This window comes from Kordia zhangzhouensis (assembly GCF_001005305.1).
Taxonomy (GTDB): domain Bacteria; phylum Bacteroidota; class Bacteroidia; order Flavobacteriales; family Flavobacteriaceae; genus Kordia; species Kordia zhangzhouensis.
In genome coordinates this window covers 75,866-99,610 of record NZ_LBMH01000001.1, presented here as the reverse complement: position 1 = coordinate 99,610, position 23,745 = coordinate 75,866, and the positions used below count along the sequence as shown (strand labels likewise).

20 protein-coding genes and 2 tRNA genes are annotated in these 23,745 nt (G+C 33.5%); 12 read left to right on the top strand and 10 right to left on the bottom strand.

Annotated elements, in window-relative coordinates:
* Nucleotides 1-177 precede the first annotated feature (177 nt).
* The 7 genes from AA088_RS00460 to AA088_RS00430 all read right to left on the bottom strand — a co-directional run bounded on the left by AA088_RS00460 (nt 178) and on the right by AA088_RS00430 (nt 5,716).
* Nucleotides 178-249, bottom strand: a tRNA-Asp gene (locus AA088_RS00460).
* 16 nt (nt 250-265) lie between these two features.
* Nucleotides 266-1,633, bottom strand: a complete 1,368-nt coding sequence (locus tag AA088_RS00455; protein ID WP_046742980.1) for an SDR family oxidoreductase — start codon at nt 1,631-1,633, stop codon at nt 266-268.
* Nucleotides 1,620-2,330, bottom strand: coding sequence for a hypothetical protein (locus AA088_RS00450; protein WP_156168330.1), 711 nt, complete (start codon nt 2,328-2,330; stop codon nt 1,620-1,622). Before AA088_RS00450 ends, AA088_RS00455 begins: the two co-directional genes overlap by 14 nt.
* Before the next feature lie 13 nt (nt 2,331-2,343).
* Nucleotides 2,344-2,898: a 3'-5' exonuclease gene (locus tag AA088_RS00445; protein WP_046742979.1), complete on the bottom strand. Its 555-nt coding sequence runs from the start codon at nt 2,896-2,898 to the stop codon at nt 2,344-2,346.
* 12 nt (nt 2,899-2,910) lie between these two features.
* Nucleotides 2,911-3,624, bottom strand: a complete 714-nt coding sequence (locus tag AA088_RS00440; RefSeq protein ID WP_046742978.1) for a DUF434 domain-containing protein — start codon at nt 3,622-3,624, stop codon at nt 2,911-2,913.
* Nucleotides 3,621-4,322 carry a hypothetical protein gene (locus AA088_RS00435; RefSeq protein ID WP_156168328.1) on the bottom strand — a complete coding sequence of 234 codons (702 nt, stop codon included), beginning with the start codon at nt 4,320-4,322 and terminating at the stop codon, nt 3,621-3,623. Before AA088_RS00435 ends, AA088_RS00440 begins: the two co-directional genes overlap by 4 nt.
* Nucleotides 4,322-5,716 carry an RtcB family protein gene (locus tag AA088_RS00430; protein ID WP_206539835.1) on the bottom strand — a complete coding sequence of 465 codons (1,395 nt, stop codon included), beginning with the start codon at nt 5,714-5,716 and terminating at the stop codon, nt 4,322-4,324. The genes AA088_RS00435 and AA088_RS00430 overlap by 1 nt, the downstream gene beginning before the upstream one ends.
* A gap of 167 nt (nt 5,717-5,883) precedes the next feature.
* On the opposite strand from AA088_RS00430, the gene AA088_RS00425 reads away from it, so the two are divergent.
* Nucleotides 5,884-6,900 carry a helix-turn-helix transcriptional regulator gene (locus AA088_RS00425; protein ID WP_046742976.1) on the top strand — a complete coding sequence of 339 codons (1,017 nt, stop codon included), beginning with the start codon at nt 5,884-5,886 and terminating at the stop codon, nt 6,898-6,900.
* 200 nt (nt 6,901-7,100) lie between these two features.
* Here the strand turns inward: AA088_RS00425 and AA088_RS00420 are convergent.
* A tRNA-Phe gene (locus tag AA088_RS00420) sits at nt 7,101-7,176 on the bottom strand.
* A 99-nt stretch (nt 7,177-7,275) separates the two neighbouring features.
* On the opposite strand from AA088_RS00420, the gene AA088_RS00415 reads away from it, so the two are divergent.
* From AA088_RS00415 to AA088_RS00385, 7 genes are all read left to right on the top strand, one after another.
* Nucleotides 7,276-8,013 (top strand): type III pantothenate kinase, encoded by a 738-nt coding sequence (locus AA088_RS00415; RefSeq protein ID WP_046742975.1) that lies wholly within the window; start codon nt 7,276-7,278, stop codon nt 8,011-8,013.
* Nucleotides 8,006-9,319, top strand: coding sequence for an outer membrane protein transport protein (locus AA088_RS00410; RefSeq protein ID WP_046742974.1), 1,314 nt, complete (start codon nt 8,006-8,008; stop codon nt 9,317-9,319). Before AA088_RS00415 ends, AA088_RS00410 begins: the two co-directional genes overlap by 8 nt.
* A gap of 19 nt (nt 9,320-9,338) precedes the next feature.
* Complete coding sequence (locus tag AA088_RS00405) at nt 9,339-10,712, top strand: hypothetical protein (RefSeq protein ID WP_046742973.1); 1,374 nt, start codon at nt 9,339-9,341, stop codon at nt 10,710-10,712.
* A gap of 1 nt (nt 10,713) precedes the next feature.
* The gene (gene lptC / locus AA088_RS00400; protein WP_046742972.1) at nt 10,714-11,286 is read left to right on the top strand and encodes an LPS export ABC transporter periplasmic protein LptC; all 573 of its coding nucleotides are present in this window, start codon (nt 10,714-10,716) and stop codon (nt 11,284-11,286) included.
* Nucleotides 11,287-11,311: 25 nt separating this feature from the next.
* Nucleotides 11,312-11,506: a hypothetical protein gene (locus AA088_RS00395; protein WP_046742971.1), complete on the top strand. Its 195-nt coding sequence runs from the start codon at nt 11,312-11,314 to the stop codon at nt 11,504-11,506.
* Complete coding sequence (locus AA088_RS00390; RefSeq protein ID WP_046742970.1) at nt 11,507-12,784, top strand: hemolysin family protein; 1,278 nt, start codon at nt 11,507-11,509, stop codon at nt 12,782-12,784.
* Nucleotides 12,785-12,881: 97 nt separating this feature from the next.
* Nucleotides 12,882-14,990: a peptidylprolyl isomerase gene (locus AA088_RS00385; protein ID WP_046742969.1), complete on the top strand. Its 2,109-nt coding sequence runs from the start codon at nt 12,882-12,884 to the stop codon at nt 14,988-14,990.
* Nucleotides 14,991-15,082: 92 nt separating this feature from the next.
* On the opposite strand, the gene AA088_RS00380 is transcribed toward AA088_RS00385, so the two are convergent.
* Nucleotides 15,083-15,994, bottom strand: coding sequence for a GYDIA family GHMP kinase (locus AA088_RS00380; protein ID WP_046742968.1), 912 nt, complete (start codon nt 15,992-15,994; stop codon nt 15,083-15,085).
* Complete coding sequence (locus AA088_RS00375; protein ID WP_046742967.1) at nt 15,991-17,319, bottom strand: hydroxymethylglutaryl-CoA reductase, degradative; 1,329 nt, start codon at nt 17,317-17,319, stop codon at nt 15,991-15,993. Before AA088_RS00375 ends, AA088_RS00380 begins: the two co-directional genes overlap by 4 nt.
* A 293-nt stretch (nt 17,320-17,612) precedes the next feature.
* Between AA088_RS00375 and AA088_RS00370 the strand changes: the two genes are divergently transcribed.
* The 4 genes from AA088_RS00370 (at nt 17,613) to AA088_RS00355 (ending at nt 23,745) form a co-directional block, all read left to right on the top strand.
* Nucleotides 17,613-19,787 (top strand): S9 family peptidase, encoded by a 2,175-nt coding sequence (locus tag AA088_RS00370; protein ID WP_046742966.1) that lies wholly within the window; start codon nt 17,613-17,615, stop codon nt 19,785-19,787.
* Nucleotides 19,788-19,828: 41 nt separating this feature from the next.
* Nucleotides 19,829-21,250, top strand: a complete 1,422-nt coding sequence (locus tag AA088_RS00365; protein WP_046742965.1) for a peptide MFS transporter — start codon at nt 19,829-19,831, stop codon at nt 21,248-21,250.
* Between the two features lie 28 nt (nt 21,251-21,278).
* On the top strand, nt 21,279-23,063 hold the full coding sequence (locus AA088_RS00360) for a peptide MFS transporter (protein WP_046742964.1): 1,785 nt from the start codon (nt 21,279-21,281) through the stop codon (nt 23,061-23,063).
* Between the two features lie 130 nt (nt 23,064-23,193).
* Complete coding sequence (locus AA088_RS00355) at nt 23,194-23,745, top strand: thioredoxin family protein (RefSeq protein ID WP_046742963.1); 552 nt, start codon at nt 23,194-23,196, stop codon at nt 23,743-23,745.

The following is a 23,745-nucleotide window of genomic DNA, read 5'->3' as shown; positions in this document are numbered from 1 at the left end:
TTTCGTTGGAAATGGTACCTCCATTCCATGATTATTATCCTGACTTTTCAGACAAATAGAAGCCATATGTGTGTATTTTTTTATCATTTGTGTGGCAAATATGTAATTTTTAAGAGATTCCATCCAAATATGATGGCTTATTTATAATTATTCTATAAATCTGTTAGAAAAATAAGCAGCAGTAGACGAGATTTGAACTCGCACTTCATGCGTGACAGGCATGCACTCTTCCAATTGAGTTACTACCGCTGCCGTTTTTTATATTTTACCAACTTTCAATTTTATAGTTTTTTAGTAGTTTTCCTGTAAATATAGTATTGTTTTGTTCATTTTCATAGATTGGATGTATGATTCGTGCAGCGCCATCTACTGGGTCGAGTGGAGGAATGTATCCTTTTTCAAATTGTTTTTTGCGCAATGTTTCTTGCGCGCCTGTTGAAATCCAACCTACATCAACTGCACTCATATACACATTATTTTTTTCAAAATCTTTTGCAGCAGTCAACGTCATCATATTTAATGCGGCTTTTGTCATATTAGTATGTGGGTGGAACATAGTTTTATTTTGGTAACTAAACTGCCCTTCGGAAGACGTTACATTGATAATATGTTTTTTAAGGAAATGAGATTTCTGTAGCAAAGGAAGAAGCTCTTTTATTAAAAAATAAGGCGATATTTGATTAATCAGGTTTACTTCAATCAATTCTTGCATAGAGATTTCTTGCAATGTTGCATTCCAGCTATTTTTAGAACGAGGATCAATTGGCTGTCCAAAACGGTTTAGTTCTAAATGATTTAAATCTACATGCTGATTTAGCATAGTTGCTTTTGCCACGGGTATTTTATTTGCAATTAAATATTGTTGGTTAGAAAACTTTTTTAGTAGTTTTTGTTCGTTAGCTATTAAAGGTGTATAATATTGATCGGTATATTTAATAGTTTGGGCAGCATTATTAATTAGGATATCGAGTGTTTGATGAGTTGTTTTATAGTATTGGATAAAATTTTCAACAGATTTTAGATTTCGTAAATCCAATCCATAAATAACCAAGTTATTTTTCCAATGTTCATAATCTTTTTCTTCTTGAAATAACGTTAATGCTGTAGCAGGAAAGCGTGTTGTTACAGTAAGATTTGCGTTGGAACGTAGCATTTTTAATGCAGTTGCGTACCCAATTTTTATACGTCCACCTGTTAAAATTACGTTGCGATTTGTTAAGTCAAGACTTTTGAAACGATTTTCATAATTCAATTCGGCGCAAGTTGGGCACAAGCGATTGTAAAATGAATGTGCAAAGGAAAAAGATGAATTACAACAATAACAATTTTTTGGAACATTTAGTTTTGTGAATGACTGTTCCTTTTGTTGATTTTCTTGGTATGTAGTAGTGTTTTGTATAGCATTTTTAGAAATTTCGCTATTTAAAATAGTTTCTAAATCTTGCTTCTTTTTTACTGAAAATGAGTCTATTCGATTTAATTTTTTTGCTAGTTTAAAAATTTTTGTGATGAGTGTACCTAATTGTTCATTGTTTGGATTGGCAAAAGGATCTTTTTTGAGTGTATGCAGTACTTTTAGACAGTTTTCCCATTCTTCTTTTGTAAAGTTATATTGCTGTTCAAATTCTGTCATGATTGTAATTTTCAAAAGGTTCTAAAAAGCCGATAAGTTCTAAGTTTTCCATTTTCCAACGAATTCCATGTCCGCTTGCAATTCTAGCTTCGTAAACAATTTCATGTTTGTAATGTGTAAATACATTCCACCAAGTTTTGTGTGCCAGTATATGTTCGATTAGCAATTTTACGCTATACTCTTTATGGTCTGTACTTCCTTTTATTGTTCCCCAAAAACTTTCTGTAGAGCGTTGAGCATGTTTTTCCCAAGCGCGCACAGCTTTAGAGATTTGATTATTATGCGCTTTAAAACTACATTGTAATAGTTCGTTTCGCAAGGGCGGAATGGCACGTTCATCTTGAATACTCGCAGACGTTAATCGTTGTCCCAAAAGTATCAAAAGATTGGTAAAACTTGTCCCTTCTACAGCAGAGGCAAATGCATTACGCGTCAATTTATTCGTTTCAAAATCGTACTTTTTTAAGATTTTGAATTGCTCTTTAAACACTGAAAATACTTTTGGCAGATTCGGAATGATTTCTTCGTCAAAATTGGGTTTCCCGTGAAATTTCTCAAAGTCATTTTCATACAACGCATACACATTTCGTGCTAAAACAGACAAGTGTTCATTTTGTAAAAACGCACCATAGGTTGCTTTCCATTCATCTGAAAAGTAATTTTTACAAGAGTATGCTATGTTTATGAGGGTATTCACTAATAGGAAGATTTTATGCTTTTTTATGTTGTAAGCACCAATGTAAGATTTTTGCAATATTTCGTGCATCATCAATTCCTCTATGATGTGTTCCGTCTAGAGGAATATTCAAAATATGTAGTGCACCTTTCATTCCAACTTTTTTTTGCAACCCTTTCACTTCTGAAAAAGTAGTTTTTACATTAATATGCTGTTGTCCCATAGGATATTCCACACCACGTAATTTGCATTGTTTTTTTAACATATTAAGATCGTATTCGCCGTAACTTGCCCATGTATATTGTTTCGGATTGTATGCGATACGAAGTTTTGAGCAAGCTTCTTCAAAGGAAACACCTTTTGTGTTGACTAATTCTTGCGTAATTGTGGTGAGTTCAGTACAAAATTCGCTGATTGTAGAACGTGTGGGTTTTACAATAATTCCTTCGTTTTGGCTGATTTTTCCAGTTTTTGTATCCAATACACAAATTCCGATTTCAATAATTTCGTTGACTTGCCCATTAGGAATTTTACCGTCCCAACAAGTCGCTTCTAAGTCAATAATAATTATATTGTCTGTATGATTCATTTTTTAATTTTTTTATTCAGATTCCACTACATTTTTTTGTGGAATGTGTGCGTCTACAATATATCGTACCATATTACACCAATTTGAAGCATGATCTAAAATCCACGCGTCGGAACTAATGGCAATTTGCTTACTTTCTACAATCAGTTTGTCTGGATTGTTGTCTAAAATGATTTCCCAATGGAGATGATGTATGTCTGCAAATTCTCGTAATGTTGTTTTTAAACGTCCGCTGTTGGATACAGGTTTGTCGAAAACCCACGTTGCTTTTTTGACCTTGTTTTCTTGTAAAAAATCTGCAATTAGCTGAATAGCTTCTGGTGTTTGTTTTACTTTTTTATAAGTTCCATGCACGCTAGATAAATCGCGATAGCAACCGTCTAAACCTTTAAAAAGATAGGCGCCTGACAATGCACTTTCAAGCATGATTAAAACATTAAATCCATCCAAAATGACTTCCTTTTCCGCTAATTGGTTTGATAACAGGCAACGTTCCGCACGTTTTATGAGTTTATCGTTTGCTTCACTCATTCCTTGTACGGCGCGTTGTTGACGATTGTTGAGTTTGTAGCGATTTCCTACCAATGCCAATGAGGATTTTTCAGAGAAGCCTCTGCTCAACAAATACGACAGATCTTTGATAGCTTCTCGCATTTTTGACTGCATGCTTAAGTCTCCAAACAAACGGTCGTCACTTCCTTCTTTGCCTCTGTTTCTCTCGGTCATGATTGTGTTTTTAGAGTTTCTAAAATTGTATAGACTGTGGAAATTTTGTTCGCCTCCAATTGATCTTTAGTTTCAAAAAACGCTATTTCAATTTTAGATAAAATGGCATCTTCAGAAAACCATTTCATAAGTTCATTTTTAAACTTATTATTTTTGGAAAATAGAATGTTTCCTAAAACAATATCAATTATTAAATTTAGAGCACTAGCATGATTGATGAACTTCCAATGTAATATTATTTTTTCTAATCCAACATATGAAATCATAAAGTCTAGCCCGTTTTCAATTTGAGAAAAAGACGCATCTTTATCATTCATTATTTTAATCCATAATGCAATAAAATACTTTTCAATAGCATCAATTTCGGTTTTGTTCCAAGTATACCAATTGGTGTAATGAAGTTTTTCAAACGTAAGAAAATCATCTAGCAGATCATTCTCGTCAAATTGTAATAGCTCCAAAATTCGTGGTAAAAAATGTTTATAGTCGTTTACATTTCCATAAGTTGTAACAGCTTTTTTCATATAATACCTGATCTCATCTTCTGAGATTGAAAGCAAATCTTTCGATAACAAAAGTTTAATGTCTTTATCAGAAACACAACAGCTACAGCTTCGTTCTCGAAGATTTCCCTCAAGGGAATATGAGTTGAATGTCTTGTAAAGATTTTCAGTTGCTATTTCAAGATTTGTTTTCATTATATTATTTCTTCTTTTTTTTTGCGACGCTTCCAAGGCGCATTTTTACTTACATCACCTGCCATAATACATCCAAATGGCATGACTTCATCAATCACTTCTCCCAACCCGAAGTGCTCCATTTGTGCACGTACAGTTGCTGCATTTTTATAGGCAGAAGGTAACTCAGTAATGTCAATTTCGTTGGAAAAGAATCGTACGTCTAAGCCTTTCGTTTCTGCTTCAAATATTTCTTGAAATGTTCCTGTTTTACTTTTTCGGTGTTGCGTTCTACTTACATTTCTTCCTGCTCCGTGTGGTGCAAAACCTAAATTTGTAGCGGTTGTTTTTCCTTCTACAATCAACACAGGTTCTGCCATGTTTAACGGTATTAATCGTGGTCCCGTAATGTCTGGCATAAACTTTTTGTCTAATGGAGTCGCACCTTTTGCATGATAAAACAAATCCCCGTCTTTAAATACAAAATTATGTTCGTTCCAATAGCGATTTACTTTATCAATTCCGAGTTTCTCTAAGGTTGCATCATGAATAACTTCGTGATTTTTTTTAGTCCATTTTCTAACAATTTGCAGTGCTTCCCAATAGTTTTGACCTTCTTCTGTATCAAAAGGAATCCACGCGTTGTGTTTTAAGGTTTCTGGCGATAATTCTCTTCGAAATTGTTCAGCTACTTTCATTCCTTTTTTGTATAAGTTTGCGCCAAAACCTCTACTTCCATGATGTGTAACCATCATTGTGTTTCCAGTTTTTTTAGAAGTTCCAACAAATAAGAAGTGGTTTCCATCACCTTGGGTTCCTAAATGTGAGCGTGCTGCTGAGATGCATTTTTGGTCATTCAAGAATTTGTTTGCTTCAATTTCTGCTAATAACTCCATTGGGAAGCGAAATTGCGTATGACGATCTCTTCCGCCAGGACCAAAATGCGTTACTGCATGTGCTGCATCTAATACATCTTGAGGATTTGCATCACCAAAATCAGTTAAAAGTACTGAGCAACAAATATCTGCACTATGCATTCCTGGGTGAATGGCATTTTTTGCTACAGCCACACCACCAACAGGGATAACGCCATTTGCTCCTGTAGGACAAGCATCCGGCATTACTGCTCCATTAACGATAGTTGGAGTTCGCATTAATGTTTCCATAGTTGTAAGTACATCAGAAACATTTTGCTCTTCGATTTCATTCTCTGCTTCAATATTAATAGCAAATGAAACTGGTTTTTCGTGTAATTCTATTTCTGGATCAGATGCGAACTGTTCTAAATAGGCTAACATCTCATCGTGTTGCAATTGATTTTCATTGATGTATACAAGAGCTTCTTTGAACCATTTTTTAGGTTTAAATCCTAAATCAATCAATGTGTTTCCGTTAATTTGAATGTGTTCTTTCATCTGTTTTTAGTTTAAAGAACTCCGCTGACATCCAGCGTTCAGCGGAGTAAGCTACAATGTCGTACGAGACAACATATTTATAATTCCGATACAAATGTTTTGAGTTACTGCGCAATTATTTTGCGTAGTAATAAAAGATCTTTATTTTCATTTCAAATTAAGAAGTTATGGCAATCAATAAAAATGCATTAATCCGGTATAAAACAATTGATAAGTGCTTGCAAAATAGATATCGTCAATGGACATTAAATGATTTGATAGATGCATGTTCAGACGCTTTGTATGAATATGAAGGGCGTGAAATTAATGTAAGTAGGCGTACAGTTCAGTTAGATATTCAAATGATGCGTAGTGACAAATTAGGTTATAATGCTCCAATTGTAGTATATGACCGAAAGTATTATAAATATGAAGATGAGGAATATTCTATTACTGATATTCCTTTGACAGAAAACGACATGAATGTGCTTTCAGAAACTGTAGAGATGTTGAAACAGTTTAAGGATTTTTCATTGTTTTCAGAATTAGGAGGAATCATTCAGCGATTGGAAGATAAGGTGTATACTGAAAAAACACATCAAACATCTATTATTCATTTAGATAAGAACGAAAATCTTCGAGGGTTGAAGCACTTGGATGTTTTGTATCAAGCAATTTTAAAAAAAATTGTATTGCGTATTACATATCAATCATTCAAAGCGAGGAATCCTTCAGAAATTATTTTTCATCCATTTATATTAAAAGAATTTAACAATCGCTGGTTTTTGATTGGAGTAGTAGGTAAAAAAACTAAAATTTCTACGTTTGCTCTCGATCGAATTTTAGAAGTTGATTATGATTTGAATATTCCGTTTAGAGAAGAAAATTTTAATGGAGATGAATATTATAAAAATACGATAGGGGTTACGGTTTTGGAGGAAAAACATGTGCAAAATATTTCGTTAAAAATTGATAAAAGCAATGCTCCTTATGTGTTGACAAAACCGTTACATCATTCACAGGAAGTTGTAGAACAGCATGAAGATAGAAGTATTACAATAACACTAAAAGTACATATCAATTTTGAGTTGGAACGTTTAATTTTAGGTTTTGGAGATAGTATTGAGGTAATTGCACCCAGACTTTTGCGAAATCGAATTCAAAAAAAACTACAGATTGCTTTGCAAAAATATGCAAAACAATAGTAACGATTTATAAAAGGAAAACGTTATCTATAAAGACAGTAAGCACAAGTTTATCCAATTTTTTTTAAGCATAATTAAAGCTGTAGAAGTAACAAATTTAAAGTCTACTGAAAATTATAGAAAAAGTCTAAAAAATGTAAGAAACAGTACTTTTTATATGATGTAAAACAAAAAACCCAATCAAATTGATTGGGTTTTTCTGGTGGTGCCTCCAGGAATCGAACCAGGGACACAAGGATTTTCAGTCCTTTGCTCTACCAACTGAGCTAAGGCACCAGTTGCAAATGCGGATGCAAATATAAGTGTTTTTTAAAATTCACAAAACTATTTTGCAAAAAAAACGTTTCTTAAATTAGCAATCTTTAATTTGAATGCATGAATTTAATCATTGACGCTGGAAATACGTTTGTAAAAATGGCTGTTTTTCAGGGAAATACTTTAGTGTTTGACGAAAGTTTTGAAAAAAAATATTTTCAAGAAAAAATTGAAAAATTTTTTAAAGCATACAATAAAATTGATGCTTTAATTACGTCTTCTGTGACAACATTAAGTGAAGACACGCAAAAATATCTAGCTTCTCTAAAGGTACAAGTCATGAAGCTTACCTATAAAACGAATGTGCCTTTTCAAAATGCATATAAAACACCTGAAACTCTTGGGGTAGATAGAATTGCACTTACAATGGCTGCAGTAAGTGAATATCCAAATAAAAATGTGTTGGTGATAGATGCGGGAACATGCATAACTTATGATTTTAAAACGACAAACGAGGAATATCTTGGAGGAGGAATTTCACCAGGAATCCGACTTCGATACAAAAGTTTAAATCTTCTTACCGCCAATTTACCTTTGCTAGAACCCATAATGCCAGAAAAATACATAGGCGATTCTACAGAAACAGCAATTCATTCAGGAGTAATGTTGGGTGTCTTAGCAGAAATTGATGGGATTATTGATGAATATAAACAGCAATTTGAACATTTAACAGTTATTTTAACAGGCGGCGACGCTAATTTCTTGGCTAAAAGGTTAAAAAATACCATATTTGCCAATTCAAAATTCTTGTTACAAGGATTGAACTATGTTTTAGAATATAATAGATATAATGATTAGAAAGTTTTTAGGATTATCAATTTTGTTGTTTTTCTGCCAAGCTAGTATTGCACAACAAGGAACAGCTTCCCCTTACTCATTCTTAGGAATTGGAGACTTAAAATTTAAAGGAACAACAGAAAATAGAAGTATGGCAGGTTTGAGTATCTACTCAGATAGTATTCACCTGAACTTACAAAATCCTGCTTCCTTTGGAAATTTAAAATTTACAACATATACACTTGGAGCCAGTTATAGTAGGCTTAAATTAGAAAGTGATGCAGGTTCTGACAAAGGATCGGCAACAGCCTTAGATTATTTAGCTTTAGGTTTCCCAATAGGTAAAAAAATGGGAGTTGGTTTTGGACTCGTTCCATTTACTTCTGTAGGATATAACTTTGAGGGAATTGGCGAGAGTGGTATCGCCTCAGCGCCACAAAAATTTGCTCAATATGAAGGAGAAGGAGGGTTGAATTCTGTATTTCTATCACTAGGATACAAGATTACAGAAGATTTTTCGGTAGGTGCCACAGTAAATTATAATTTCGGAAACATCAAAAATCAGAATACGGAGTTTTTAGGAGAGCTTAATGATGACGGGGAGTTTGTAAGGACTCTAAATTATGGAACTCGTTCTAAAGATGAATCTAAATTAAGTGGGCTAAGCTATAACTTAGGAGCTTATTATCAGACGAAATTTAACGAAAAACTGTCGTTCACTACTTCTGTTACCTTTTCGCCAAAATCTGATATCAGTTCAGAAAATACACGACAATTGTTAGCTTTAAATGTTTCAGGAGCAGGAGGAGAAATTGTAAGTTCAGGACAAGTGGATGACGTAGATTTAGGAGCTAAAAGAAAAACAGAGCTAACTCTACCTACTAAAATTGCTTTTGGAGCTGGTTTAGGAGAAAAAAACAAATGGTTTGCTGGAGCAGAATATACATTGCAAAACAATAGTGATTTTGGAAACGGATTAACTACTATTGAAAATGTGAATTATGATAACGGATCAAAATTTTCAGTTGGAGGTTTTTATATTCCAAAATATAATTCTTTTACAAGTTACTGGGAAAGAGTTACTTATAGAGCTGGAGTGCGCTATGAGGATACGGGAATCATGGTGCGTAATGAGTCAATAAATGATTTTGGCATATCTTTTGGAGTAGGACTACCTGTGGGACGATCATTATCAAACATCAACCTAGGTGTAGAGTTCGGAAAGCGCGGAACGATGGATTCAGGTTTGATTCAAGAGAATTATCTAAATTTCCACATAAGTTTATCATTAAATGATAGATGGTTTATTAAAAGAAAATACAATTAATCGATAAAAACGTAAAGAAATGAAGAAGACTGTTACATTATTAGTTGCTGGGTTGTTTGCGATAACAAGCTTTACAACTTTAAATGCTCAGGATTGTAAAGTGAAATTGTCCCTTTTTGCTGAAAATGCAAAAGCAAAAAACTATAACGAAGCAGAAAAGCAACTTGGAGAATTAAGAAAGGAATGTCCAACCATTAGTTCTGCCTTATACGCTTATGGTGAAAGAATTTATAAGGCGAAACTAACAACTGCTGCTGATAAAAAAGCAGTTGCACAAGAACTAATTCAATTATATAGAGATCGAATTGCAAATGTTCCTGATAAAACAAAAAAGGGAGATGTATTAGGAGATATCGGAACTTTGATGGTTGATTACAAAATTGGTAGTACAAAAGAGCAATATGATGTTTTTGATGAAGCGTTCAAGTCTGATCTTGAAAACTTTAAAAATCCAAAATCTTTATACTTGTATTTTGAATTATACTATAACATGTATAAAGAAGGGAACCAAGGTGTGCAACTGGAAAACTTAATCGAAAAGTATGAAGAGTTAACTGAAAAGTTTGATTCTGAAAGTGAGCGATTGGCAAAAATCAAAAACGAAATTATTACTAAGCAAGAAGCTGGGCAAGCGTTGACTTCTAAAGAGAAAAGAAATGAAAAAATTGCTGATACAAATATCAATGCAATCGCTATCTTCTCTGGAAACATGGAGTCTTTAATTGAAAGAGAGTCTACTTGTGAAACGTTAATTCCATTGTTTAGAAAGAACTTTGAGCAAAACAAAAGCAACGCTCTTTGGTTAAAAAGAGCTGCGGGAAGATTGGATGCTAAAGGATGTGATGAAGATCCATTATTCGTAGAATTGGTAGAAGCAGTTGATGCATTAGAGCCATCTGCAAACTCTAAAAGATATTTATCTAGTATTTACGAAAGAAAAGGTGATGCAAAAAGAGCTGAAGAATACTTGAGAGAGTCATTAAGTATGGAAACTGATCCGTACAAGAAAGGAAAGTTACTATACAATATTGCAAACAAAGCAAAGGCTAGAGGTCAAAAAGCAAAAGCAAGACAATACTACTTAGAAGCTGTTAAGAGCAATCCATCTTTAGGAAGTGCTTATTTGAAAATTGCTCAATTGTACGCTTCAAGTGTGAACCAATGTGGAAACGATGAGTTCACAAAAAGAGCAGGATATTGGAAAGCAGCTGAAATGGCAAGAAAAGCAGGGCAAGTAGATCCATCTTTAAAAAGTATTGCTGACAGAACAGTAAGTTCATATATGCAATCTGCACCTAGCAAATCAGATATCTTTAGTAAAGGGTATAAAGGAGGAGAAACAATTCCATTAAACTGTTGGATTGGTGGAAGCGTAAGAGTTCCAAACTTATAAGATGAAAATACATACAAAACATATCTTACATTGCATTGTCACAGCATTAGCTGTGACAATGTTTTTTTCATGTCAGGATAACTATAGCGAAATTCAAAAGCTAGCATATTCCAAACGTTTTCCTGTTGGTGAAGCAGAAAATATGTTTTTAGTATATACGGATTCAGGAAAGGTAAAATCTACACTTAGAAGTCCGTATAACAAAGATTTTTCAAATCAAAAATTTCCGTTCATGGAATTTCCTAACGGAATTGAATTAGAGTTTTTTGACGAGAAAAACAATAAAAGTGTCGTAACTTCAGACTATGCTATTTTGTATAGTGATACAAGATTAGTAGATTTACAAGGAAATGTAAAGGTTGTCATGCACAACGGAAATATATTGGAAGCGCCGCAATTGTACTGGGATCAAGATCGTGAATGGGTTTTTACGGAAGGAGAATACAAAATCAGTGGCGAATACGGTATGCTAGTTCAAGGAACAAATGGAATCGATTTCAACAGAGACTTTACTATTGTAGACGCGCATGAAATCTATGATAGTACTATTCCTATCGAAGAAAAAGACAAGTAAAACTAACGTCCAAAATTAACTACTCGTGAAAGTATTGAGTTATACCAAATACGTATATCTTTTTGTAGCAGCATTGTCTATCTACAAAATTGTAGAAACATATAACAGTTTAGGAACAATTGATTATTTATTTGTTGTCTTTGCTGTAGTTTCATTGTTTATGTTTTTCTTTAGAAGACATTACGAGCAAAAATTCAAAGACCGAAAAAACCAAAAATAAATGGAAATACAGTTGCTTATTATCATAACGGCATTACTGTTTTCTGCATTCTTCTCAGGAATGGAAATCGCATATGTTTCTGCGAATAAAATTCACATAGAACTTGAAAAAAAACAAGACGGAATTCTTGCGAAAGTATTAAGGCAACTTACGCAAAAACCCTCTAAGTTTATTGCTACAATGTTGGTCGGAAACAACATTGCACTTGTAATCTATGGATTGTTTATGGGAGATTTAGTTGTGGAGTGGATTCATGAAACTCCTTGGCTCAATCAATACATTACCGTAGAGTATGAGTTGGTTTTTCAGACTATCATTACGACACTTCTAATCTTGGTTACAGCAGAATTTTTACCTAAAGTATTCTTTCAAGTATATGCTAATAGTTTGCTTAAATTTTTAGCGATTCCTGCATACATTTTTTATCAACTTTTTTGGGTAATTTCTGAATTTGTTATGTGGATATCTAATGTGGTTTTAAAGAAGTTCTTTAAGACGGAAGGAGATGAGGTGCAATTGGAATTTAGCAAAGTTGAATTGGGAGATTATATCAGCGAACAGATAGAAGCAGGGCATCAAGACGAAGATATTGATTCTGAAATTCAAATATTTCAAAACGCTTTAGAGTTTTCTGCGGTAAAAACGCGGGAAGTCATGATTCCACGAACAGAAATCATGGCAATTGAGCTTAGAGAAAGTACTAAAAATCTAGCAAAACTTTTTTCAGAAACAGGGTATTCAAAAATATTGGTGTATAAAGATACGATTGATGATATTATTGGATACGTACACTCGTTCGAACTATTTAAAAAACCTAAAACTATTCGAAGTATAGTGCTTCCGGTTGTCTTTGTTCCCGAAGCAATGTTGGCAAATGATGTGTTGAATGTACTTACTAAAAAACGAAAAAGTATTGCGGTAGTACTTGATGAGTACGGAGGAACATCAGGAATAGTGACTGTAGAAGATATTGTAGAAGAACTATTTGGTGAAATAGAAGATGAGCACGATGTTACCGAGTTACTAGAAAAACAAATAGGAGAAAAAGAATATATATTCTCAGCGCGTTTGGAGGTTGATTATATCAATGAAACATATAAATTATCCCTTCCAGAAAGTGAAAACTATGGAACTCTTGGAGGGTTGATTGTAAGTGAAACAGAAGAAATTCCGGCGCAAAATGAAGTCATCATTATTGGCGATCTAAAGTTTACGATTGTAGAAGTTTCCAATACAAAAATTGACACAATACAATTACAAATACTTTCCGAAGATTAAAATCCCCAAAATAAACGAATTAATACGCAGTTCTTCTTTTATTATTTAGTAGGAAATTGTATTTTCGCCCACTGAATTTCATAAAAATTGAAGATACATGGCAATTCTTGCAAAAATTAGACAACGTACATTAGTCCTTATCCTAATTATTGGATTGGCACTTTTTGCTTTCGTAATTTCTGACGTATTCAACAATAACGGAGGAGATAAACAACCTAATAACATAGGAACTGTAAATGGTGAAAGTATTTCACGAGCACAATTCCAAGATCAAGTAGAGTACGGGAAAAATCTTTCAAGAGGAACTCGTTCAACAATGCAAGTAGTAAGCACTATTTGGGATGAAGAAGTGAAAAATACACTTATTACTCAGCAACTTGACGAATTGGGAATCACTATTGAAAAAGATGAAATTTGGAATTTACTTACTTCAAATCCAAATATCACAAATGACCCACGTTTTCAAGATGAATCAGGAACATTTGTAGAAGCTAAGTTAAGAGAATATGTAAATAACTTAGAAGCAACTAAAAATTCTGATGCTCAAAAAGCAGCAGAATATAACAGCTGGATAGCAACTGAGAACTACGTTGTTCGTCAAGCAAAAAGAGATTTATACTATAATTTGGTAAAAGCAGGTTCTATTGCGACAGTAAAAGAAGCTGAGATGGCTTATCGAATGGAGAATGATAAAGTTACATTTAAATATGCTTACGTACCTTACACTTCTATTATTGACTCTTTGGTAGAAATAAAGAAGAGTGATGTTTTAAAATATATGGAAAATCACAAATCTGAATTTGAAGAGAAAGAATCTAGAGATATTCAATACGTGTACTTCCAAGAAATTCCATCAAAATCTGATGAGGAAGAAACGATGGAAGTAGTAAAAGGATATAAAAAAGAACTTGCTGCTGCAGAAGATGCTGTAGGTTATGCTAATGAAAATACAGAAGTAACACAAACTTCAGACTATTTTTACAAAAATCAATTGCCTTCTGAGCATGCAGATGCAATCTTAGCAATGCAAGAAGGAGATGTGTATGGACCATATAAAGTAGCAAATCAATACAAAATATCTCGCTTGGTAGAAGCGGCACAATTGCCAGATTCTGTAAAGAGTAGACATATTTTGGTGCGTTATGCAGGTACTGAAAGAGCTGCTGCAGATATTACAAGAACAAAAGAAGAAGCTGAAAAATTAGCAGATAGTCTTCTAAATGTAATAAAGAAAAATAAATCTAAATTTGCTGACCTTGCAAAAGAGTTCTCGTCAGATCCAGGTTCGGCAGAAAAAGGGGGAGATTTAGGTTGGTATAACAATTTTACAAGAGGTCAATTAACTCCGGCTTTCAAAGATTTCATTTTTGAAAAAGAACAAGGAGCTATGGATATTGTTGAAACTCCTTTCGGATTCCATATTATCGAAATTTTAGAACAAAAAAATAATCAAAAAGTAGTAAAACTTGCTACAATTGCTAAAGAAGTAGAAGTAACAGAAAAAACGTTAAGTGATTTATTTACAGAATCTTCTAAATTTGAATCTGATGCAGGAAAGTCAAATACAGCTTTTGTAGATGTTGCTAAAGAAAAAGGATATAATGTAAATCCTGTAAATAAAATTAAAGAGCTTGATGATAGAATTTCTGGGATGGCTGAGCAACGTCAAATTGTACGTTGGGCATTTGAAGATGCAAGAAGCATAGGAGATATCAAGCGTTTTAATATTGGGAGTGGATTCTTAGTAGTGCAGCTTACAGCGAAACATGACGCTGGTTTACCTACAGTAGAAGAAGCTTCTGCAAGAGTGTTGACTAAGCTAAGAAATGAAAAGAAAGCTGAAATGATTAAAGAAATGAACGCTGGAAAGTCAATGGAAGAAATTGCTTCTGCAAACGGTAGTTCAGTTCAGCAAGCAACTTCATTGTCAATGGCTGCGCCAATGGTTCCTGGAGTTGGTCCAGAACAAAAAGTGGTAGGGGCAGCATTTGCATTAGAGCAAGGAACAACATCAGACCTTATTGCAGGACAAAAAGGAGTTTTCAAAATTGAAATCGTAAACAAAGTGAGTGCGCCTGCAAAAGATTCGTATCTAGCAGAAATGAACATGCTTAAAAATCAAAGAGCAGTAAAGGCTACAAACTCTGTATTTGAAGCTTTAAAAAGTGCAGCAGAAATAGAAGATAACAGAGCTGTATTTTACTAATAGATAAAAGCTTTTATATAATCATAAAAAAACCTGTGAATTTTTCATTCACAGGTTTTTTTATGATATTATTTATAAAATGATAATATACACTATAATATCATTTCTTTAAATGGAATAATTGTAGTATATCCTTTTTTAGAAAAATAATTTGGAGTGTCAGCATTACCTGTTGCTAAAATAAAATCGCCGCCCCAAGCTCCCAAACTCTTAATTTCACCAAAATAATCTGAAAAGAGACGTTTTTTTACTGGAGTTTCTTCAATAATAGTAGCAATAATTTCTTCATGCTCAGATAGTAAAAGATTGAAATCGTGTAAAGATTTACAAGAAATCATCTCTGAAGTAATGGCATTAACAATTTTAATTTCATTGATAAAATGCCCTCTTTTTTGTCTATATTTTGTGATAGCTGCTCTGCTATTTTGCTTCTGATTTAGGTGAATAAAATACAATTGATCCATAAAGCTTGGAACAAAGGATATTTCCGTTACTTTGGGTTTGTTATTAATAAGTTCATACATAATAGGAGTATGATGTTTTGCACAAGCAATATCATAGCCGCTACCTGAAAAAGCATTCCAAAGTAGTGCATACGGATCTATATTTGCCCACAAAGCAATATTGTGAATCAAAGTTGACGACGAGCCTAATCCCCAATTTCGAGGAAATGTCAACATGGTTTTTACATGAAAATCATGAATACCTGTTAAAAAACTAGGATTTAAACGTTTTGCTTCCGATAAAATAGTTGTTAGAATTTGGCTTACTTCGTCAGTATGTGGAGTATTAAGTGTGAGTTCATCTAAAAAAAAAGAAGAAGTATACCAACAATTTTTACGCTCGTCATAACTTTCCCAAACGAGCTTTCTTCTATCAGTACTAACGACATGTTTTACAACCAACGCTTGTCCAAATTTTGTAGGAATAGCCAATGATTTAGCACCATCTAGCACTACATATTCTCCAGTGAGCAATAATTTTCCGTTGCTGTAAAAATTCATGAAGCATGTTCTTTTTTGTATGCTGTAAATGCATTTACAACAGCGCTGTGAGTCACTGTTTTGTCTTTAAAAAAGTTCACAAAATATGCTTTTTCATCTTCAGAGGCTTCTAATTGATTCAAAATATTAATTAGATGCATTTTCATATGCCCTTTTTGAATCCCGGTTGTAACTAGTGAACGTATTGCAGCAAAATTTTGCGCTAAACCTGCTACTGCAACAATTTGCATTAACTCTTTAGCAGAAGGTTTTCCAAGCATTTGTAGTGCTATTTTTACCAGAGGATGCAAAGATGTTAACCCTCCTACGGTTCCTAAAGAAAGCGGAATTTCAATCCAAAATTTAAAGATGCCGTTAGTTGCTTCTGCATGTGTTAAGCTTGAATAAGTTCCGTCTTTTGAAGCATATGCATGTACGCCTGCTTCAATTGCCCTAAAATCATTACCTGTGGCGAGAACAACAGCATCAATGCCGTTCATGATTCCTTTATTGTGTGTTACAGCTCGATAAGGTTCTGTTTTCGCTATTTGTATAGCACGGACAAACTTTTCGGCAAATTCATTGGCATCGATTGATTCATTTTCTGTCAAAGAACTCACAGGACAACTTACTTCAGCTCTTACCAAACAATTGGGAACATAATTGGATAAAATGCTCATTACAATCTGTATTTCTTTTTCTTTCTCAGAAAAAAGGCCATACGATTTGGCAGCCGATTCAAATGTTTTAGCAAATTGCTCTAAGCACGAGTTAATGAAATTGGCTCCCATAGAGTCAACAGTTTCAAATGTGCAGTGTAGTTGAAAATACCCATCTAGCTGTTTTGTTTTGTCTCTAAGTTCGATTTCAGTAATTCCTCCTCCGCGTTTTTTCATATTTTGCGTGATGTGCGAAGTTGCTTCAATCAATTGCGGTTTAATATGTTCAAAATATGCTTTTAATTTTTCAGTATTTCCAAAATACATAAAATGAACTTGCCCTACTTTTTCGGTATTGATTACTGTAGCTTTAAACCCACCACGTGTTAACCAAAATTTTGCAGCTTTGCTTGCTGCGGCAACAACTGAACTTTCTTCAATTGCCATAGGAATTGCATATAATTGGTCATTGATGAGGAAATTAGGTGCAACACCTAAAGGCAAATAAAAATTTGTGATTGTATTCTCGATAAACTCATCGTGAAGTTTTTGTAGAGCTTCATCAGAATTCCAATATTTTTTTAATGTGTTGATGGCGGTTGTATCATTTAAAAAATAAGTGTCAACTAGCCATTCAATCTTTTTATTTTTAGTAAGTTTTGAAAATCCAGTAATAGGAGCAATCATAAATTAGGGTTTTGTGGCTGCAAAGATACATAATGAAATAGTAACATTTTTATTTCAAAAAAATTAAAAAACGCTTTGAAAATTAGGCTTTTGAAGTCAAATTGCTTCAAAAGTGATTAAAAAGGGGGAAACGAGTTAAAAAATGAAGAAAAAATATCTCATTTGCACCCTATATAATTTAAGGTTCGATTTTTGTGGTACTTGCTTGATATTTGTATATTGTCAGCTTTATAATTTAAAATTACTCAAAAATAGAAGGCGTTACATCTTCTTTTTATAAAACCTTAGAGCGAATGAAATTAAAACATGTTTTTCTTTTTATGTTCTTTATTATAGGACAAATTGTTACTGCACAACAAAAAGAAATTACGTTAGAAGAAATTTGGGGAGGAGCTTTTTCCACAAATGGAATGTATGTGTTGCATTCTATGAATAATGGGCAGCAATATACAGTGTTGAACCGACAAGAAGGTTCTGTTGATAAGTATGATTATAAGACACTGCAAAAAGTGGAAACGATAGTCAGTGCTAGTAATCTTCCAGAAGTAGGTTCTTTTTCTTCATATAGTTTTAGTGAAAACGAAGATAAATTATTACTTGCAACGCAGGTAGAATCAGTTTTTAGAAGATCTACACTAGGAATCTACTTTGTGTATGATATAGCTTCAAAAAAAGTAATCAAAATTTCAGATCAAAAAATTCAAGAGCCAACCTTTTCTCCAGATGGAAAAAAGGTTGCCTACGTTTATGAGAATAATATTTATGTAAAGAATCTAACTTCAGGTGTAGTTAAGCAGATTACAACAGATGGTAAAAAAAATAAAATCATCAATGGAGTGACAGATTGGGTATATGAAGAGGAATTTAGTTTTGTTCGAGCTTTTCAATGGAATGCAGCCAGTGATTATATTGCTTTTATTCGTTTTGATGAAACAGAAGTGCCAGAATTTTCTATGGATGTATATGGAACTAAGTTGTATCCGCAACAGCATGTATTCAAATATCCTAAAGCAGGAGAAGCAAATGCCAAAGTGTCTTTGCATTTATACAATTTGAATAAAGAGGAAACTTCTACTGTAGATGTATCAAATTATACAGATTTCTATATTCCAAGAATAAAGTGGACAAATGATCCGGCTGTTTTAAGTGTCCAAGTGTTAAATCGTCATCAAAATCAGTTGGATTTGATTATGTATAATACAGCAACGAGACAAAAATCAGTGGTTATACAAGAAACGGATAAAGCGTACATTGATATCACAGATAATTTAACTTTTTTAGCAGATAATAGCTTTATTTGGACGAGTGAGAAAGATGGTTATAATCATATTTATCTTTATAAAAAAGATGGAGAATTGATTAATCAAATTACTAAAGGTCCTTGGGAAGTAACCAATTATTACGGATATGACAAGAAATCGGATCGAGTGTTCTATCAATCTGTAGAAAATGGCTCTATTAATAGAGATATTTATTCAATCAAAACAAACGGAAAGAAAAAGAAGCGACTTTCGTCAAAAGAAGGTACAAATACTGCAAAATTCAGTGCAGATTTCACGTATTTTATAAATACGTTTTCAAGTGCAACAACACCTCCAGAATATACACTACACTCTGCTACTAATGGAGACTTGGTAAAAGAAATTAGAAATAATGATTCTGTAAAAGAAAAATTAGCTAATTATCGTACTTCTACAAAAGAATTTTTCACTTTAACCACAGCAAAAGGTCATAAACTCAATGCGTGGATGATAAAACCTGCTGACTTTGATACTTCTAAGAAATATCCGGTATTTATGTATCAGTATTCTGGTCCAGGTTCACAACAAGTAGCAAATAGATGGAACGGTTCCAACGATTATTGGTATCAAATGTTAGCACAAAAAGGATTGATAGTTGTGTGTGTTGATGGTAGAGGAACAGGATTTAAAGGGGCTGATTTTAAAAAAGTTACCTATAAAGAATTAGGGAAATATGAAGTAGAAGATCAAATTGATGCTGCCATTGAACTAGGAAAGCGTTCGTATGTAGATAAAAATCGTATCGGGATTTGGGGATGGAGTTATGGAGGATTCATGTCAAGTAACTGTATCTTAAAAGGAAATGATGTATTTAGTATGGCAATTGCGGTGGCTCCAGTAACGAGCTGGCGTTTCTATGATACAATTTATACAGAAAGGTATATGCAAACACCACAAGAAAATGCAAGCGGTTATGATGATAACTCACCAATTAATCATGTGGAAAAACTAAAAGGAGATTATCTGTTAATTCATGGTACAGGTGATGACAATGTACATGTGCAAAATACCATGCGAATGATTGATGCTTTAATCGCTGCCAACAAACAATTCGATTGGATGATTTATCCAGATAAAAATCATGGAATTTATGGAGGTTATACACGTTTGCACTTGTATACTAAAATGACCAATTTCATAGAAAATACCTTATTAAACAAACAATAAACTACATATTACACATTCACTAACCCAAACTATTTAATATAATGACAAACTCAGTTAAGCAAGCTCATCAAAAAGAGCTATTTGGACATCCAGTAGGACTGTATGTACTTTTCTTCACAGAAATGTGGGAGCGTTTTTCATACTATGGTATGCGCGCAATCTTGGTATTATATCTTGTTGCAGAAACACAAGGTGACAATGCAGGATTAGGCTGGACAAATGGAGAAGCATTATCTCTTTATGGTACTTATACAATGTTAGTATACGTAATGTCTATTCCAGGAGGATGGATTGCAGATAAGTTCTTAGGGCAAAAAAAATCGGTACTTTACGGTGGAATATTGCTAGTGGCAGGTCACAGTATTTTAGCGATAGAAGAGTTATGGGCATTTTATACAGGTTTAGGATTAATCATTGCTGGAGTGGGAATGTTGAAGCCTAACATTTCAACAATGGTCGGCGGATTATACAAACAAGGTGATATTCGTCGTGACAAAGGATTTACGATTTTCTATATAGGAATTAATGTTGGTGCCTTCTTGTCAAGTTTGATAGTAGGATATGTTGGAGAAGTTCATGGATGGCATTATGGTTTCGGATTAGCCGGAATCGGAATGGCGTTAGGATTATTACAATATTTATTAGGACAAAAACACCTAAAACATGTTGGAAACTTCTTGGGAACTTCTGAAAACGAAATGGAAAAAGAGGCAATGAGCAAACCTTTGACAAAAATTGAAAAAGACCGAATCATTGTTTTATTCATATCATTCTTGTTAGTAATTGTTTTCTGGGGAGCTTTTGAACAAGCTGGTGGGTTAATGAATATCTATGCGGCAGAAAAAACAAATAGAATGTTATTTGGATGGGAAGTGCCTGCTTCTTGGTTTCAATCACTCAATGCAATGTTTATTATATTCTTAGGAACATTGGTAGCAGGGTATTGGGCGGTTAGAAAACTCAAAGGAAAAGTATCTACCTCATTATTTAAAATGATTATTGGTTTAATTATTATGGGTACTGGATTCTTTTTTATGACAGCAGCAGCAGCAGAATATAACGCTAATGGACCTGTAGTAGGAAATGTTGGTGGTTCAGCAATGTATTGGTTGGTATTGGCTTACTTGTTCCATACAATAGGAGAGTTATGTATTTCACCTGTGGCATTATCTTATATTACAAAACTTGCACCATTAAAATACGCTTCATTAATGATGGGAGTATATTTTGCAATGACAGGTTTTGGAAACAAGTTAGCAGGATTATTAGGAGAAGCTTCTGAAAGCTTAGGTGAGTACACTATTTTTACTGGAATCGCTGTATTTTGTGTAGTATTTGGCTTGTTAGTTATGGTCTTTAGAAAAAAGTTGGAGTCACTGACACATGGAGCAGAAGACAATGAAAGAGCTATTGAAGATGATCTTACTGAAGGATTTGAACTAGGAGATCCTGAGATTAACTAACATTCTTGAATCAAAATAGTATATTATCATGAATACAGATATAGAAAATTTATTTAAGGATAAAGTTATTGGGCATCCTGCAGGATTATTTGTCATCTTCTTTACAGAAATGTGGGAGCGTTTCTCGTTTTACGGAATGCGAATTTTATTGGTTATATTTTTAACAGCACCATTATTTGGTGTAGATCACCCAGGTTGGGATTGGCCAAGAGAAAATGCATTAGCCTTGATAGGAACTTATGGATCTTTATTGTATTTAACACCAATTCTTGGCGGTTGGATTGCAGATAAAATTACTGGGTATCGTATAGCAGTCGTTATAGGGTGTTTTATTATGATGTTAGGACATGCGGCTATGGTTTTTGAAACGCCTTGGTCTTTGTATTTAGGATTAGCGTTATTAATCATAGGGACAGGTTTCTTTAAGCCAAATATGACTTCTATGATTTCTGAGATGTATAAAGGCAAAGAATCTAAAAAAGATGGTGCCTATACGATTTATTATATGGGTGTTAATGCAGGTGCGTTTTTTGGAATGATGCTTTGTGGGTACTTAGCAGAAAATCTTGGATGGAGCTATGGTTTTGGATTAGCAGGAATCTTTATGCTGTTAGGTTTAATTCAGTTTTGGTTGGCTAAAGACTTATTTGGTTCTATAGGAGCAAAACCTTCTGAAACATATGAGGTTGAACTGCCTCAGAATATTAATGAAGAAAGCCCAGTAGAAATACAAAAAGAAGTTGTGGAAAAATTGAATCCATTTACAACCTTAGATAAGGTATTAATGGCAATAGCAGCTTTGTGTGGTTTACTTTATTTATTTAATGATCCAATGTCAAAAATTGGAAATATAAACATATTAAATTATGAATTATTAGGGTTAAATGGATCCTATGCGACTGTGTTGATTGGGTTAGCAATTTTTCTATATTTAATTATATCTAGAACGGCTCGTTATTCTAAAATAGTCCGAGATAAACTTATAGCAGTTGCTGTTTTCGGATTGTTTACGGTGGTTTTCTTTGCTGCATTTGAGCAAGCTCTAGGATCTATGACATTATTTGCTAGAGATTATACTCAACGAGCATTGACGGGGAATTCAGCCTTAATATTTAAAATTGTAGATTTGGTTTTAACAGTAGTTCCATTAGCTATCATTACATGGGTTTTATATTTACTGTTTAAAAAAACGTATTCAAAAATTCCATATTCCAATATTATATTAGCGATCTCGTTTGCCTTTTTATGGTATATAGTTTTTTATAAAATCAATAATGAGTTTAGCAAGGAAACTACAGAAGTAGGAGCTACTTGGTTTGGAATATTGAATTCATTCTTTATTATTACACTTGCTCCATTATTTTCAAAATGGTGGGAGAGTGACTATAATCCTAGTGCAGCAATGAAATACGGTATAGGTCTCGTATTACTTGGTGCTGGATTCGGAATTCTAGTATTTGGAACTTTAGGTATTCCGCAGGGAGCAAAATCTGCGTCTGTGAGTATGATATTTTTAATACTAGCATACCTTTTTCATACCATGGGAGAATTGTGTATTTCGCCTGTGGGACTGTCTTATTTGAGTAAATTAGTTCCAGGACGAATGATAGGTTTTATGTTTGGTATTTGGTATTTAGCTATTGCAATAGGACAGAAAGCTGCAGGAACGTTGGGAGGAATGATTGATAAAATTACTGAGCAATATTCTTTGAGTACATTTTTCTTAATATTTACATTGTTCCCGATAGCAATCGGTTTGATTTCAATGATTTTAAACAGTGTCTTAAAGAAACTCATGCATGGCGTAAAATAAATTTACCTATCAAAGGTATATACAAAGCGTTTCTATTTGGAAACGCTTTTTTAATGCTGTACATTTATAACAATATAGATTCGTAAACTAGGCATAATGTTTGCGACAAAGTATGTATAAAATGAATAATATGAAAAACGTAATAGTATTGGTGAGTCTATTTTTAACAGGTCTTATTAGTGTGCATGCACAAGAAAAGATTAATTGGATTAGTGTAGAAAAGGCTCAAGAACTTATAAAGAAAGAACCGCGAAAAGTGATTATGGATGTGTATACCACTTGGTGTGGTCCATGTAAAGCACTTGATAAAAATACATTCGGAAATCCTGATGTAGCAAAATATATTAATGAGAATTATTATGCTGTGAAGTTTAATGCAGAAAGTGATATTGATGTCACTTACAAAGGCCAAACGTATACGAATCCTAACTATGATCCGAATAGAAAAGGAAAAAGAAATGCACAACACTTGTTTGCTCAATTTTTAAGAGTTCGTGCATATCCAACTATGGTTTTCTTTGATAGTGATTTCAATGTAATTGCTCCGATTTCGGGATATTTGTTACCAAAACAGCTAGAAATCTATTTGAAACTTTTCAAAAATGATACCTATAAAGAAATTAACACAAAAGAAGATTGGGAGAAATATCAAAAAGAATTTGTAAATGAGTTTAAAAGCTAA

Bases quoted from the DNA above. Each gene is read 5' to 3' on its own strand.
- AA088_RS00360 (WP_046742964.1), top strand. From the start codon at position 21,279: ATGAATACAGATATAGAAAATTTATTTAAGGATAAAGTTATTGGGCAT.
- AA088_RS00425 (WP_046742976.1), top strand. From the start codon at position 5,884: ATGGCAATCAATAAAAATGCATTAATCCGGTATAAAACAATTGATAAG.
- lptC (WP_046742972.1), top strand. From the start codon at position 10,714: ATGAAAATACATACAAAACATATCTTACATTGCATTGTCACAGCATTA.
- AA088_RS00365 (WP_046742965.1), top strand. From the start codon at position 19,829: ATGACAAACTCAGTTAAGCAAGCTCATCAAAAAGAGCTATTTGGACAT.
- AA088_RS00445 (WP_046742979.1), bottom strand. From the start codon at position 2,898: ATGAATCATACAGACAATATAATTATTATTGACTTAGAAGCGACTTGT.
- AA088_RS00405 (WP_046742973.1), top strand. From the start codon at position 9,339: ATGAAGAAGACTGTTACATTATTAGTTGCTGGGTTGTTTGCGATAACA.
- AA088_RS00430 (WP_206539835.1), bottom strand. From the start codon at position 5,716: ATGAAAGAACACATTCAAATTAACGGAAACACATTGATTGATTTAGGA.
- AA088_RS00385 (WP_046742969.1), top strand. From the start codon at position 12,882: ATGGCAATTCTTGCAAAAATTAGACAACGTACATTAGTCCTTATCCTA.
- AA088_RS00355 (WP_046742963.1), top strand. From the start codon at position 23,194: ATGAAAAACGTAATAGTATTGGTGAGTCTATTTTTAACAGGTCTTATT.
- AA088_RS00390 (WP_046742970.1), top strand. From the start codon at position 11,507: ATGGAAATACAGTTGCTTATTATCATAACGGCATTACTGTTTTCTGCA.
- AA088_RS00380 (WP_046742968.1), bottom strand. From the start codon at position 15,994: ATGAATTTTTACAGCAACGGAAAATTATTGCTCACTGGAGAATATGTA.
- AA088_RS00370 (WP_046742966.1), top strand. From the start codon at position 17,613: ATGAAATTAAAACATGTTTTTCTTTTTATGTTCTTTATTATAGGACAA.
- AA088_RS00375 (WP_046742967.1), bottom strand. From the start codon at position 17,319: ATGATTGCTCCTATTACTGGATTTTCAAAACTTACTAAAAATAAAAAG.
- AA088_RS00435 (WP_156168328.1), bottom strand. From the start codon at position 4,322: ATGAAAACAAATCTTGAAATAGCAACTGAAAATCTTTACAAGACATTC.
- AA088_RS00455 (WP_046742980.1), bottom strand. From the start codon at position 1,633: ATGACAGAATTTGAACAGCAATATAACTTTACAAAAGAAGAATGGGAA.
- AA088_RS00415 (WP_046742975.1), top strand. From the start codon at position 7,276: ATGAATTTAATCATTGACGCTGGAAATACGTTTGTAAAAATGGCTGTT.
- AA088_RS00410 (WP_046742974.1), top strand. From the start codon at position 8,006: ATGATTAGAAAGTTTTTAGGATTATCAATTTTGTTGTTTTTCTGCCAA.
- AA088_RS00440 (WP_046742978.1), bottom strand. From the start codon at position 3,624: ATGACCGAGAGAAACAGAGGCAAAGAAGGAAGTGACGACCGTTTGTTT.